15 protein-coding genes and 1 pseudogene are annotated in these 13,853 nt (G+C 57.7%); 6 read left to right on the top strand and 10 right to left on the bottom strand.

Features of this window, described 5'->3' with window-relative positions; all coding sequences use genetic code 11:
• Positions 1 to 63 precede the first annotated feature (63 nt).
• Positions 64 to 462, top strand: a complete 399-nt coding sequence (yciA, locus tag L2I46_RS12380; protein WP_002901629.1) for an acyl-CoA thioester hydrolase YciA — start codon at positions 64 to 66, stop codon at positions 460 to 462.
• 29 nt (positions 463 to 491) lie between these two features.
• On the opposite strand, the gene L2I46_RS12375 is transcribed toward yciA, so the two are convergent.
• Complete coding sequence (locus tag L2I46_RS12375; RefSeq protein ID WP_023283571.1) at positions 492 to 1,028, bottom strand: YniB family protein; 537 nt, start codon at positions 1,026 to 1,028, stop codon at positions 492 to 494.
• 188 nt (positions 1,029 to 1,216) lie between these two features.
• Here L2I46_RS12375 and hxpB point away from each other — a divergent pair, with 188 nt between their 5' ends.
• From hxpB to L2I46_RS12355, 4 genes are all read left to right on the top strand, one after another.
• The gene (gene hxpB, locus L2I46_RS12370; protein ID WP_017898668.1) at positions 1,217 to 1,885 is read left to right on the top strand and encodes a hexitol phosphatase HxpB; all 669 of its coding nucleotides are present in this window, start codon (positions 1,217 to 1,219) and stop codon (positions 1,883 to 1,885) included.
• 149 nt (positions 1,886 to 2,034) lie between these two features.
• Entirely contained in the window at positions 2,035 to 2,796 is a 762-nt protein-coding gene (gene kduD / locus L2I46_RS12365) for a 2-dehydro-3-deoxy-D-gluconate 5-dehydrogenase KduD (RefSeq protein ID WP_032452531.1), read from the top strand.
• A gap of 91 nt (positions 2,797 to 2,887) precedes the next feature.
• On the top strand, positions 2,888 to 3,478 hold the full coding sequence (locus L2I46_RS12360) for a metal-dependent hydrolase (protein WP_023289309.1): 591 nt from the start codon (positions 2,888 to 2,890) through the stop codon (positions 3,476 to 3,478).
• A gap of 135 nt (positions 3,479 to 3,613) precedes the next feature.
• The gene (locus L2I46_RS12355; RefSeq protein ID WP_023289308.1) at positions 3,614 to 5,005 is read left to right on the top strand and encodes an L-cystine transporter; all 1,392 of its coding nucleotides are present in this window, start codon (positions 3,614 to 3,616) and stop codon (positions 5,003 to 5,005) included.
• Between the two features lie 57 nt (positions 5,006 to 5,062).
• Here L2I46_RS12355 and cedA read toward each other — a convergent pair whose 3' ends face one another.
• The gene (cedA, locus tag L2I46_RS12350; RefSeq protein WP_008807754.1) at positions 5,063 to 5,317 is read right to left on the bottom strand and encodes a cell division activator CedA; all 255 of its coding nucleotides are present in this window, start codon (positions 5,315 to 5,317) and stop codon (positions 5,063 to 5,065) included.
• A 190-nt stretch (positions 5,318 to 5,507) separates the two neighbouring features.
• On the opposite strand from cedA, the gene katE reads away from it, so the two are divergent.
• A complete protein-coding gene (gene katE, locus L2I46_RS12345) occupies positions 5,508 to 7,766 on the top strand; it encodes a catalase HPII (RefSeq protein WP_023289306.1) in 2,259 nt (752 codons plus the stop codon).
• A gap of 56 nt (positions 7,767 to 7,822) precedes the next feature.
• Here the strand turns inward: katE and chbG are convergent, their stop codons facing one another.
• From chbG to osmE, 8 genes and pseudogenes are all read right to left on the bottom strand, one after another.
• Complete coding sequence (gene chbG, locus L2I46_RS12340; protein ID WP_032452530.1) at positions 7,823 to 8,581, bottom strand: chitin disaccharide deacetylase; 759 nt, start codon at positions 8,579 to 8,581, stop codon at positions 7,823 to 7,825.
• Positions 8,582 to 8,593: 12 nt separating this feature from the next.
• Positions 8,594 to 9,940: a 6-phospho-beta-glucosidase gene (locus tag L2I46_RS12335; RefSeq protein WP_023289304.1), complete on the bottom strand. Its 1,347-nt coding sequence runs from the start codon at positions 9,938 to 9,940 to the stop codon at positions 8,594 to 8,596.
• Positions 9,941 to 10,050: 110 nt separating this feature from the next.
• Complete coding sequence (gene chbR / locus L2I46_RS12330) at positions 10,051 to 10,875, bottom strand: transcriptional regulator ChbR (protein ID WP_004203825.1); 825 nt, start codon at positions 10,873 to 10,875, stop codon at positions 10,051 to 10,053.
• Between the two features lie 27 nt (positions 10,876 to 10,902).
• Positions 10,903 to 11,250 carry a PTS N,N'-diacetylchitobiose transporter subunit IIA gene (chbA, locus tag L2I46_RS12325; RefSeq protein WP_023289303.1) on the bottom strand — a complete coding sequence of 116 codons (348 nt, stop codon included), beginning with the start codon at positions 11,248 to 11,250 and terminating at the stop codon, positions 10,903 to 10,905.
• A 53-nt stretch (positions 11,251 to 11,303) separates the two neighbouring features.
• Positions 11,304 to 12,662, bottom strand: a complete 1,359-nt coding sequence (gene chbC, locus L2I46_RS12320; RefSeq protein ID WP_004203823.1) for a PTS N,N'-diacetylchitobiose transporter subunit IIC — start codon at positions 12,660 to 12,662, stop codon at positions 11,304 to 11,306.
• Between the two features lie 11 nt (positions 12,663 to 12,673).
• Positions 12,674 to 12,784, bottom strand: a pseudogene (locus L2I46_RS12315) (hypothetical protein); the annotation flags it as partial.
• Positions 12,785 to 12,809: 25 nt separating this feature from the next.
• Positions 12,810 to 13,130 carry a PTS N,N'-diacetylchitobiose transporter subunit IIB gene (gene chbB, locus L2I46_RS12310; protein ID WP_002901547.1) on the bottom strand — a complete coding sequence of 107 codons (321 nt, stop codon included), beginning with the start codon at positions 13,128 to 13,130 and terminating at the stop codon, positions 12,810 to 12,812.
• Between the two features lie 278 nt (positions 13,131 to 13,408).
• Positions 13,409 to 13,747 (bottom strand): osmotically-inducible lipoprotein OsmE, encoded by a 339-nt coding sequence (osmE, locus tag L2I46_RS12305; RefSeq protein ID WP_023289302.1) that lies wholly within the window; start codon positions 13,745 to 13,747, stop codon positions 13,409 to 13,411.
• Positions 13,748 to 13,853: the final 106 nt, after the last annotated feature.

Here is a 13,853-nt window from a genome sequence, read left to right as displayed (position 1 = left end):
TCTCTCTCCGCCGTTTTCATAGTAGCATCCCGCTGATCGTCTTTGACCACAACAGAGTAGAGCATGACAACAACAGATCTCGCCCCGAAGGGCGAAATGGTTTTACGCACCCTGGCAATGCCGGCGGATACTAATGCCAACGGGGATATTTTTGGCGGCTGGCTGATGTCGCAGATGGATATCGGCGGCGCCATTATGGCCAAAGAGATCGCCCAGGGTCGCGTGGTGACCGTGCGCGTGGATGGGATGACCTTTTTACGCCCGGTGGCCGTCGGCGACGTGGTGTGCTGCTATGCCCGCTGCGTGAAGCGCGGCAATACCTCGGTAACCATCAACATCGAAGTGTGGGTGAAAAAAGTCTCTTCAGAACCGATTGGCCAGCGCTACAAGGCGACGGAAGCGCTGTTTATCTACGTTGCCGTCGATAATCAGGGTAAACCACGCCCTCTGCCGGCGGAATAAGATGGCGCCCGGCTAACCGGGCACCTGGCTTAGAGAAAGCCCAGCAGCGAGAAGAAGAAGTAGCCGATGACAATTACGATCACCGGCAGCACGTACAGCGGGAAATACTGCACCAGGATCGTATGTCGCGGCACCACAATGCGTTCGGCGAGCTGCTCGCGAGTTAACCCTTCCGCGCCTTTCGCCTGCTCGAGGATCAGCTGATCCTCAATCCCCTCGCGGAGAAATTTCGCCTGCCGCGCCATCCGCGCGCCGGAGGCCTGCAGCGCCATACCGACGAACACCAGAATGAAGATAATCCAGAAGCCGATGTTCAGACTGTGGTGAAAATCCGGCAGCGGTGAGTTGTACCAGAAAAAGTTCAGGAACGGCGTGTTAAAGCGCATCATCTCAATCATGACGTGCGCAAAATCCATCATTACCGCGTCAATGCCGGGTTTCTTTTCACTGTGCTCATACATAAATTTGAGGACAGAAATCAGCGTCGACAGCACGGCGGGAATAAAGATGACCCATCCCAAAATACGTTTGATGACCGCAATGCGTCCAGCTTGTTGGTACGTCATGAGTTCCCCTTGTTAAAGACGCGTTAGTGGTTCGCCTGCCGCCCGTTGCGTGGCGCAGGCGCTCCTCGCTTACCCGAATGTGTCGGGTATAAGTCTATCTTCCACGGCGAATTTCGCCCAATAACGCGCGGTATGATATACCATGAATGCCGATTCGTTTATCTGATTACGCAACAGGAGAAGGACATATGTCAGCGAAGCGCCGCATTGAGGCTGCGATTTTTGATATGGACGGGTTGCTGATTGACTCTGAGCCGCTTTGGGATCAGGCGGAGGTCGAGGTCATGGAGAGCCTGGGGGTGGATACCCGCCGCCGCGATGAACTGCCCGACCTGCTGGGTCTGCGAATCGACCTGGTGGTGGATCTGTGGTACGCGCAGCAGCCGTGGCGCGGCGTGGACCGCGCGGAAGCCACCGCGCGCATTATCCGTCGCGCCATTGAACTGGTGGAAGCCTCACGTCCGCTGCTGCCGGGGGTGCGCGAGGCGGTGGCCCTGTGTAAAGCCCAGGGGTTGAAGGTTGGGCTGGCCTCAGCCTCGCCGCTGGTGATGCTGGAGAAAGTGCTCAATATGTTCGAGCTGCGCGATCAGTTTGATGCCCTCGCCTCGGCGGAGCATCTGCCCTGGAGCAAACCGCACCCGCAGGTGTATCTCAACTGCGCCGCCGCCCTCGGGGTCGACCCACAGCGCTGCGTCGCGCTGGAGGACTCGGTCAACGGCATGATCGCCAGCAAAGCTGCACGCATGCGCGCTATCGTGGTGCCGGAAGCGGAGAACAGCCGCGACCCGCGCTTTGTGCTGGCAGACGTCAAGCTGCCGTCACTGCAGGCCCTGACCGTCGAGGCGCTGCTCGGGTAAGGCCGCTGGCGGCTGACGCGATCGCCGTCACGCCGCCGGCAATAAAATCAAAACAGCGTTTCATTTTAATTGTAATTTTGTTTTCCTGCCTCTATGCTGGGCACAGGTGGCGTCATCGTACGCCTGAAGATCAGCACACAGAGGTGAATATGGTACTGAACGCCTTCGACCTGACGGGTAAGGTCGCCATCGTGACCGGTTGCGATACCGGCCTGGGACAGGGAATGACGCTGGGCCTGGCGCAGGCCGGATGCGATATCGTCGGCATCAACCGCAAAATTCCCCACGACACGGCCGCGCAGGTTGAGGCGCTGGGCCGCCGCTTTCATGCCATTCAGGCGGATCTCAGCCATCAGGATGATATGACCGTTCTGGTCGACCAGGCGGTAGCAGCGATGGGCCGGGTCGATATTCTGGTTAACAACGCCGGGATTATCCGCCGCCATGACGCCCTGACCTTCACGGAAAGCGACTGGGACGCGGTCATCGATCTGAATTTGAAAGCGGTTTTCTTCCTCTGCCAGGCGGTCGCCAGGCAGTTCATTCGCCAGGGTGAAGGCGGGAAAATTATTAACATCGCCTCGATGCTCTCGTTTCAGGGCGGGATCCGCGTCCCCTCTTATACCGCCTCGAAAAGCGGCGTGCTGGGCCTGACCCGCCTGCTGGCCAACGAATGGGCTGGTCAGGGTATCAACGTCAACGCCATTGCGCCCGGGTATATGGCCACTAATAACACCCAGGCGCTGCGCGAAGATGAAGAGCGTAACCAGGCAATCCTTGAACGTATCCCCGCCGGTCGCTGGGGGGTGCCGGGTGACCTGCAGGGGCCGGCGGTGTTTCTCGCCTCGTCCGCCGCCGACTATATTCATGGCTATACCCTGGCCGTCGACGGCGGATGGCTGGCGCGCTGAGAATTTGTGACAAAGAGTTACACCGTCACCTCTTCCGTGCACTGTATAAAAACCCTATACTGTATGAATCGACAGTTTAGGGTGTGTTATCATGACGGCGGAAGGCCATCTCTTCTTTTCAATCGCCTGCGCAGTATTTGCCAAAAACGCAGAGTTAACGCCGGTGCTGGCGCAGGGCGACTGGTGGCATATTGTGCCCTCCGCGGTCTTGACCTGCCTGCTGCCGGACATCGATCACCCAAAGTCGTTTCTTGGCCAGCGGCTGAGCTGGATCTCCAGGCCCGTGGCGCGGGCCTTTGGCCACCGCGGCTTCACCCACAGCCTGCTGGCGGTGTTTGGCGCGCTGACGCTATTCTACCTCAAGGTGCCTGACAGCTGGATTGTCCCGGCGGACGCCCTCCAGGGCCTGGTGCTGGGCTATCTCAGCCACATCCTCGCCGATATGCTCACCCCCGCCGGAGTGCCGCTGCTATGGCCGTGTCGCTGGCGCTTCCGGCTGCCGATCCTTGCGCCGCGCAAAGGCAACCAGCTGGAGCGCGCCTTATGCATGGCGCTATTCGTCTATGCCGTCTGGATGCCGCAGACGCTGGCGGACAACAGCGCGATACGCTGGTCTTCCGGGGTGATTAATTCCCTGCAGATCACCTTCAATCGCTTCATAAGTCACCAGAGTGGGCGATAAACCGGCAGAAAACGCCATTTGGTTATAACCCATTCCATTTGAATATAAGTCCTTGATAACGCCTTCTGCTAACCTTGCGGTCATAAGAGCTGGTTATCCACCAGCCCAGGTTATAAAAATATCAGGAGAACGGGGATGAACTTTCCATTAATAGCGAACGTAGTCGTGTTCGCCGTATTGCTGTTTGCGCTGGGGCAAACTCGCCATAAACAGTGGAGCCTGGCCAGGAAGGTCCTGGTCGGCCTGGCGATTGGCGTGATCTTCGGTCTGGCGCTACAGCTGATCTATGGGTCTGACAGCCAGGTGCTGAAAGATTCCATCCAGTGGTTCAATATCGTCGGCAACGGTTATGTCCAGCTGCTGCAAATGATCGTTATGCCGCTGGTCTTCGCGTCAATCCTTAGCGCCGTGGCCCGCCTGCACAATGCCTCGCAGCTGGGGAAAATCAGCTTCCTGAGCATCGGTACTCTGCTGTTCACCACCCTGATCGCCGCCCTGGTTGGCGTGCTGGTGACCAACATGTTCGGCCTCACCGCCGAGGGGCTGGTCCAGGGCAGCGCGGAGACCGCCCGTCTGAACGCCATTCAGAGCAACTATGTGGGTAAAGTGGCCGATCTCAGCGTCCCGCAGCTGATCCTCTCCTTCGTGCCGAAGAACCCGTTTGCTGACCTCACCGGGGCTAACCCGACCTCGATCATCAGCATCGTCATATTCTCGGCGTTCCTCGGCGTCGCAGCCCTGAAGCTGCTGAAAGAGGATGTGGAAAAAGGCCAGCGCGTACTGACCGCCATCGATACCCTGCAGGGCTGGGTGATGAAGCTGGTTCGTCTGGTGATGCAGCTGACCCCTTACGGCGTGCTGGCGCTGATGACCAAAGTGGTTGCCGGGTCGAATCTACAGGATATCATCAAGCTTGGCGGCTTCGTGGTGGCCTCGTACATCGCGCTGGGCATCATGTTTGTCGTTCACGGCCTGCTGCTGGCGATTAACGGCATCAGCCCGCTGAAGTACTTCCGTAAAGTCTGGCCGGTGATCACCTTCGCCTTCACCAGCCGCTCCAGCGCCGCCTCCATTCCGCTGAACGTGGAAGCGCAGACCCGTCGTCTCGGCGTACCGGAGTCGATTGCCAGCTTCTCCGCCTCCTTTGGCGCCACCATTGGTCAGAACGGCTGCGCCGGTATCTACCCGGCCATGCTGGCGGTGATGGTCGCGCCGACCGTAGGCATCAACCCGCTGGATCCGATGTGGATTGCCACCCTTGTGGGCATCGTCACCGTCAGCTCGGCGGGCGTCGCCGGGGTGGGCGGCGGGGCCACCTTCGCCGCGCTGATCGTCCTGCCGGCGATGGGCCTGCCGGTGACCCTCGTGGCGCTGCTGATCTCCGTCGAACCCCTGATCGATATGGGGCGTACCGCGCTGAACGTTAACGGCTCCATGACCGCCGGGACGCTGACCAGCCAGTGGCTGCGCCAGACCGACAAGTCGATTTTCGATAGCGAAGAAGAGGCCGAACTGGCGCATCGCTAAACGGTAAGCACAAAAAAACCGCTGATAATCAGCGGTTTTTTTATTTCTGCAGCAGATTCAGGCTTCAATCTCACCTTCCTGACGCACCTGGTTAGCCCAGCGCTGCGCCGACTCCGGCACGCTGAACGCCGGTGAACGGCGGAAATGCTCCCCCATCAGCAGAAAGGCGACATACTTCCCGCGCAAAATCCAGACATCGCGAAAATGGTCCATTTTCACGGCATGTTCCGGGGGCGCAGGCTCCACGCGCGGCACGTAGCTAATGACAGGGCGATTTTGTTGGCGCAATGGTTTCATAACAAATGGATTCACTAAGCAAAGCGGGAAACAGAAACCTCTATCATAGCCGATCGTGCCCCCGTTCGTCGCCCCCCTGCCGCCGATGCGCATTTTAGGATAACTCCCTGCCCCCTCGCCGGGCGCAGCCAGCGTAATGTTCTATAGTTAGAAGGGTTTTGGTTTATCAACGACCACTTTTAGCAATGAAAGCAGGAGACGAGCAATGTCTGATAAGCACCCAAACCCGCACCACCAGCAGGCACCGGTTCACGGCAGCGAGGAAGCGCAGCCGGGTCTCGACTCGCTGGCGCCGGATGACCGGGAGTGGCGCCCCACGCCGAAACCCACCGCCCCTGGCGCTGAACCGACCGCCCCTGGCAGCCTGAAAGCGCCTGATACCCACAGCAGCAAACTTGACGCCCTGGAGCCGCAGCGCAAAGGCGGAGAAGACTATCCGCTGACCACCAACCAGGGCGTGCGCATTGCCGACGATCAGAACTCGCTGCGCGCCGGCGCCCGCGGCCCAACGCTGCTGGAAGATTTCATTCTGCGGGAGAAGATCACCCACTTCGACCATGAGCGAATTCCGGAGCGTATCGTACATGCCCGCGGCTCAGCGGCCCACGGTTACTTCCAGCCCTACAAAAGCCTGACAGCGTTGACCAAAGCCGATTTTCTCTCGGCAGCCGATAAAATCACCCCGGTCTTTGTGCGCTTCTCCACCGTGCAGGGCGGCGCGGGGTCGGCGGACACCGTTCGCGATATTCGCGGCTTCGCCACCAAGTTTTACACCGACGAGGGGATTTTTGACCTCGTCGGCAACAACACCCCGGTCTTCTTCATTCAGGACGCGCTGAAGTTTCCCGACTTTGTCCACGCCGTGAAGCCTGAGCCCCACTGGGCCATCCCCCAGGGACAAAGCGCTCACGACACCTTCTGGGACTACGTTTCCCTGCAGCCGGAAACGCTGCACAACGTGATGTGGGCGATGTCCGATCGCGGCATCCCGCGCAGCTATCGCACCATGGAAGGCTTCGGGATCCACACCTTCCGCCTGATCAATGCCGAGGGCAAAGCCACCTTTGTTCGCTTCCACTGGAAACCGGTCGCCGGCAAGGCGTCGCTGGTGTGGGATGAAGCGCAGAAGCTGACCGGCCGTGACCCCGATTTTCATCGCCGCGATCTGTGGGAGGCCATTGAAGCCGGGGACTACCCGGAATTTGAGCTCGGGCTGCAGCTGATCCCCGAGGAGAACGAATTTGATTTTGACTTCGACCTGTTAGATCCCACCAAGCTGATCCCTGAGGCGCTGGTGCCGGTGCAACGGGTCGGCAAAATGGTCCTCAACCGCAACCCGGACAACTTCTTTGCCGAGAACGAACAGGCGGCCTTCCATCCCGGGCATATCGTACCGGGCATCGATTTCAGCAACGATCCGCTGCTGCAGGGGCGTCTCTTTTCCTACACCGATACGCAGATTAGCCGCCTCGGCGGACCGAATTTCCATGAAATCCCGATCAACCGGCCAACCTGCCCGTACCACAACTTCCAGCGCGACGGTATGCACCGGATGGAGATTGACACCAACCCGGCCAACTACGAACCCAACTCGATCAACGACAACTGGCCGCGCGAGACGCCGCCAGCCGCCAAACGCGGCGGTTTCGAGTCCCTTGCCGAACGCGTCGACGGCGAGAAGATCCGCCAGCGCAGCCCTTCATTCGGCGAATATTACGCCCAGCCGCGTCTGTTCTGGCTGAGCCAGACGCCGATTGAGCAGCAGCATATTATCGATGGCTTCAGCTTCGAGCTCAGCAAAGTGGTCCGCACCTGGATCCGCGAGCGGGTGGTCGATCACCTGGCCCATATTGATACCCGGCTGGCGGAAGCGGTCGGGGCGAATTTAGGTATCGAACTGAGCGATGAGCAGCGCAGCCTCACTCTGCCCTCCCCGGTCAACGGCGTGGAGAAAGATCCCACCCTCAGCCTCTATGCGGACGCCGAAGGGGATGTGAAAGGTCGCGTGGTGGCGGTGCTGCTCAATGAGCGTACCTCGGCGCAGGACCTGGTCCATCTCCTGCAGGCGCTACAGGCTCAGGGCGTGCACAGTAAACTGCTCTATTCGCGGATGGGCGAGGTCATCGCCGACGATGGTTCTCCCGTGCCGATCGCCGGCACCTTCGCCGGTTCCCCATCGCTGACGGTGGATGCCGTGGTGGTGCCCGGCGGCGACCTCAGCGCCCTGAGCCAGAGCGGCGATGCGCGCTACTACCTGCTGGAGGCCTATAAGCACCTGAAGCCGATCCTGCTGGCAGGCGATGCGCGGCAGTTAACGTCGGTTCTCCAGGTCCCGGCCCAGGGCGAAGAGGGCGTCATCGTTACCGATGCTCTCGACACCCCGGCGGCAGATAAACTGCTCGCGCTGATGACGGCCCACCGGGTGTGGTCGAGAAGCCCGAAAATCGCCGCTATTCCGGCGTAGCAAAAAGCCCGGCACGGTGTGCCGGGCTTGACTCACTTTCCTTTCCCCCGTCGGGCTTACACGTCGCGGTAGGTTCCCAGGCGATAACCCCGGTCGGCCACCGCCGCTTTCAGCGAGGCAGAGGTCAGCACATCAAGCTCGCCCAGCCGCGGGTAGCAGTAGGCGCTGCCCATGATGGTCTGGTCGACAAAGGCCGGATGACACATCACCTCCAGGGAGCGCTCCTCGCGGGCGATTGAGGCGTCCAGCGTCTGCAGGAACAGCGCCTCAGAGACCGCTTCCCCATAAAACTCGCTGCTGAAGCCTGCGCTGCTGCGCGCCGCCTGCTGATCGAGACCGCTCTGCGCCGCCACCTGGCGATCGATGCGCAACGCGATGCCCTTGTCGCGGGCAAAAGCGGCGACGATGGGATAGATCGGGGCGATCATATGCACATGGTGATGGCTGTCGAGATGCGTCGGCTCATGGCCGAAGAGATCGATAAAACGACGGTACTGACACGCCAGCTCATGGGCAATCTCCTCCAGCGGCAGGGTATCTTCTTCCGCCTGCTGCCAGATCCATTTGCCCAGCCGGCCGTCGCGGGTTAACCCCGGCATGGCCGACAGCGGTTCGCCCAGCGTCAGCACAAAGTGCATCCCGACCGCCAGCTCCGGCGTACTGCGGCTCAGCTGGGCGGCGTGGTCAATAGCCGCGCCGTTGACCAGCGCCGTAGTCGATGTCACCACGCCGTTGCGGCAGGCTTCGATAATGCCGTAGTTCTGCCCTTTACTGAGGCCGAAGTCGTCGGCGTTGACGATCAATACCCGTTCCATTTGCCGCTCCCGTTACGCTTTCAGTTTTTCGATCGTCGCCGCAAAGTTCGGCAGCCATTTTTCATGAGCCAGAATCATCTCCCGCGCCAGCTGCTCGGCGTCACGATCGGAATGGATCAGCGGGCTTAAGTTCAGCGCCAGCAGCACGTCGTTCAGCTCGCCGCTGATCGCCGCCTGGCTGGCCGCCACTTCAAACCCTTTGATGGTGTAGATAAGCCCCAGCACCTTCTCGTCGAAATGGGTGATGCGCGGCGTCGGCTTCGCGCCATCGCGACCTAAGGTGCAGCTCATCTCGACCGCCCAGTCCGCCGGGATATTATCGATATGGCCATGATGCGGGATATTCACATAGTGCTCAGTCTGCTTGTCGTTATAGATAGCGTTGATCACTTCGCAAGCGGCATCGGAGTAATAGGCGCCGCCGCGCTGCTCCAGCTCCTTCGGCTTGACCTTGAGATCCGGATTTTTATACAGCTCGAACAGCTGCTTCTCCACCTTCTGCACCACCTGGGCGCGCGCGCCGCCCTTATAGTACTCGCCCATCTCAATCGCCAGCATCTCTTTTGGCTTAAAGTAATAGAGCAGATAGGAGCATGGGATCAGGCGCAGGGAGCGGATCAGCCCCTCGCTAAACGGCAGGTCGAAGATATTTTTTACCGAGTTCGCGGTCAGGCGGCCGGAGGCAACGCCGTCCAGCAGTTCATCGAAGCGCGAGACGCCGTTAACCAGCACGTCGCGGACGAACACCAGGTGGTTCAGACCGAACAGGTCGATGTTTAGCTCATCGCTCGGGCTGAGCTGCAGCACGTCGGTGATGAACATCTTCATGCCGATGGGAATGTTGCACACGCCGATAAAGCGTTTGAAACTGGTGTGGCGATAGACCGCCTCGGTGACCATGCCCGCCGGGTTGGTGAAGTTAATGATCCATGCGTCCGGGCAGATCTCCTGCACATCTTTCACGATGTCGAAAATCACCGGGATGGTGCGCAGCCCTTTAAACAGCCCGCCCGCCCCGTTGGTCTCCTGGCCAAGATAGCCGTGGCTCAGCGGGATGCGCTCATCTTTTTCACGCGCCTTCAGCTGGCCCACCCGCAGCTGGGTGGTAACGAAATCCGCGCCCTGCAGCGCCTCGCGGCGGTCCAGCGTTTTATAAACCTTCATCGGCACGCCGGCTTTTTCCACCATCCGCTCGCACAGCGCATGGATAATATCGAGCTTCTCCTGGCCCTCTTCCACATCCACCAGCCACAGCTCTGTCACCGGCAGTTCATGATAACGTTTCAGGAAACCTTCCAGTAATTCCGGGGTATAGCTGCTACCGCCGCCAATGGTGACGACTTTTAATTTCTGGCTCATTTTTTTCTCCCTTAGGCGCTGCGCCTGGGCGCAGGCCGCTCTCCGCATAAATGCGGACAGTTAACTTAAATTAGTTACGGTGTAAGCCGGGCGGCTAATACCGCGCGGGTTTAATTAATACTGGTCAAATGTTTGCGGTAACTGCTCGGCGTAAACGAGGTCAGCTTTTTAAAGGTTTTAATAAACAGGCTCGGGCTGCTGTACCCTGATTCATAGGCAATATCCGTCACCGAATAGTTGGTAATTTCCAGCTGCTTTTTGGCAAAGTTGATACGGATATCGTTAATTATCTGCATCGGTGTTTTACCATAATAGCGCTGGGTCGCCCGGGTTAAATATTCCTGCGTTTTGCCCGATAGCCGAACCATATTCTCGAGGGCGCTCTCGCCAAACTCCAGTTTATCGTGCATGGCCTCAACGGTATTTTTTAACCATTGTGGAACCACGTCTGCAACCGGCTCTTCGCGATAGTGACGTAAACGGTTAATGACATAAAAGGAGACCAGCTCGATAAATTCGTCAAATTCCGTTTCGCGAAAATTGAGTGAGGCAATGACCGACTCAATATAGCCGAGAAAAGCGCTCTGCACGGCATAGACCTGCGACGCCACCAGGCCAAACGGCAGCAGCGGCAGATAGTGTTTCTCAAAGAAGCGCCTGCTGATGCCGACGTTAAGGATGCGCGTCGCACCAAATTCGTAGAAGCTCTGGTGGTGCGAGCCCATCGGGATAAAGACAAAATCCCCGCGCTCCAGCAGCACCCGTTTGCCATTGATCTCCTGGTAATAGCGCCCGGTTAATACGACGGTAAATTCGTAGTAATCATGCTGGTGGAGCCCGCTCACGCTTTCCGTTTTGTTATAGATGACCACATGAAAGTTCTTCCCGTTGAACAACTGCTGTTCTCTGGCGGTACTGATCTCGGTGGTCATCATCCTGGGCTGCCTCATCGTCGTGATGGCCTATTGTACCTTCTCGTGCAGCTCAATCAATTCCGCAACCAGCTCGCGGGCCAGCATGGAGGTCATCAGGTGATCCTGAGCATGCACCAGCACCAGGCTGACCTTCATTTTCCCTTCGCCCTCGTCGCTTTCGATAAGCTGGGTCTGCACGCGATGCGCCTCGCTCAGCGCCTGACGCGACTGCTCCATCATCGATTTCGCCGCGGCAAAATCCCCCTGCTTGGCCTGTTTTAGCGCGGCATAGGCCAGGCTACGGGCTTGTCCGGAGTTGATAATCAGCCCCATCACCACCTCTTCGAGGTCGTTTTCCGGGGTCTCTACCGCGTCGATGTTGTCCAGATCAAACATAATATTTCCCTCATTTCTCAGGCGGTACGGGACGCTGCCCGTACCGCGCGGTATCAGAATTTCAGTGCGTTAGCGATGTCTTCTTCGCTCTCTTCCTGCTCGATGACGGTCTGCGCTTTATTCGACAGCACCACAAACGGCAGATAGACCAGGGTGGAAACGCCAAGGTTGAACAGGGCGACCAGCAGAGCGGCGACGCTGCCGTTACTGTTGAAGAACGCCCCCAGGCCAGTTGGCATGGTCCACGGCGCCAGGTTGGTCACCGGTGGGATAATCCCCAGGCTGTAGGCCGCGAGAGTAATGGCCGCCAGAATCGGCTGGACCAGCACGAACGGGATGAACATGACCGGGTTCATGATGATCGGCAGGCCAAACAGAATCGGTTCGTTAATCTGGAAGATGCCTGACGGCAGCGCCAGCTTCGCAACCTGACGATGGTCAGCGCGACGGGAAGCGATAAAGATGGCGATGATCAGACCCAGCGTCGCCCCGGAACCCCCCAGCAGGATGTAGGAGTCGAGCATCGGCTTGGCCCAGAAGTGGAACTGTTTACCCGCTTCGATCGCCGCATCAACCGATCCGTACTGGTTGTACAGCGCGATGTTTTCCAGCGCCCACGGCGTCATGATGCCGTTATCCAGCGCGGTCAGCGCCAGCGAACCGTGCACCCCGAAGAACCACAGCAGGGAGTTAAAGATGACGTATGCCCAGCCGACCACGCTGCCCATCGCCGCCAGCGGCGTAGAGATGGAGTCCATGATGATCTGGTGGAAGTTGCTGCCGTAGCTCGACAGGGCCCACGAGATAATGCCGAAGATGGAGAGGATCAAGAAGCCAGGGATCAGCGCGGAGAAAGAGCGCGATACCGACCCCGGCACGCTGTCCGGCAGTCTGATTACCCAGTTGCGACGGATCACGAAGGTGAACAGCTCCGCGACGACCAGACCGATAATCATGCCGGAGATGATGTTCTGCCCGCCCAGCCAGTTGGCGCCGACGGCATAGGCTTCGCCCACGCTATACGGGGTCACGGTCATGAAGGCCGCGACCGCCAACAGGCCTGCGGCCATCGGGTCGACTTTGCGCTCTTCCGCCAGCGCGGAGCCAATAAAGAATGGCGCCATCAGCGACATAATGCCGAGGGTGCCGTTATAGACGTTACCGCCGATAGCCTTAAAACCGTTTAAGGTTTCAATGGTGGAGGCATCCAGGCGAATGCCCATGGAATAAAAGAAAGAGCCTTCGCCGAAGCTCAGAAAAACGTTGTTAATTAATACAAACATGGCCCCGGCGAGGGTCAACGGCATTAATTTAATGAATCCATTTTTAATCGCATTAATATGCGGCTGCTTTCCTATTTTCACTGCAAAAGGAAGGAGTACCTTTTCAAGCGAGTCGATCACTTTACTCATAGTCAATACCCTTAAAAGCCGCAATAAACTATTACGGCGATGATGTATGAAATTACTCTTTGACGGGAAAATAAACTCTTTATTCTTTGACGTCCGGCAACGGGATGCCGCCAGGCGTCAAATTATATCGAGTTTTAAAATTTAAAATTATTGTGCTGCAGCTTTCTTAATGGCCGCGACGGCGGCTTTCAATACGCCTAAACCATCCACCTTGCCATACAGAAGAGAATCGATGACTTCTACCGGTTTATTCGGCAGCAGGCGCTGAATTTCCGGTAACATATACGCAATTTGTGGCCCTAATAATACAACGTCGGCTTCCGGTCCCTTTTCACCCGCGAGAGTCTCAGGATAGGCTTCAATAATGACCGGGACTTCGTATTTTTCCGCCTGCGCCCGCATTTTGGAGACCAGCAGTGACGTGGACATGCCTGCCGAGCAGAACAGATAAATGTGTTTCTTTTCCATGAACGCTTCCTCAATGTGTGAGACCAGGGCCTTCAGTAACCGCTGAGAGCCGGTAAGACTGGTAACATCCGGTTAATTCTGTTTATGGGTTGAGTATACGGCAACCTGAGCCGTCGTGATAATTCCCTGTTGAACAGAATTGTCTCTCATTGACCTCCGGTTTTGACTACCCTCACATTTTCATCCAAATAATTCGCGCAATTAAATAAGCATCAGGACTCACAAAAAAGCCCGACCAGTGGTCGGGCTTACGTACAACTCAGTCAACAGTAGGGCGCTTACTTAGCGTTGCGCGGATCCGTATCATACTCAGCGCAGGTCTGGTAGCCGGAGTTCATCACGTGCCCCGTTTCGTCGAGGGCCACAAAGTAGGTCTCCACTTTACCATCTCGTTGACCGAGGATATAGGTCTGGCAGGTGCCGCGGGCATGGACCATCGTCACTTCCGTTGAAGGTTTGCCAGCGATCTGCATCACCTGCTCACGCGACATTCCTTTCTTCACATCTTTCACCACCGGCTGGGTAAACTGGTCTTTGGTACGATCGTAAGCGGTACAGCCCGCGAGTAAGGTTAACGCGACGGTGACGCCCAGTATTCCTGCTAAGCTTTTGTTCATTTTGGTTCCTCTCTTCCACTGTGTAACGATAAGCCTGGAATAAATAGTGTTATTTTTCAAGCCGAACAGCGAAATCATGTCTGATTGTGTTATTGCGTAAACAGGA

This window comes from Klebsiella sp. 2019SCSN059, assembly GCF_021739525.1.
Taxonomy (GTDB): Bacteria; Pseudomonadota; Gammaproteobacteria; order Enterobacterales; family Enterobacteriaceae; genus Klebsiella; species Klebsiella quasipneumoniae.
This window is presented reverse-complemented; position numbering and strand designations above follow the sequence as displayed.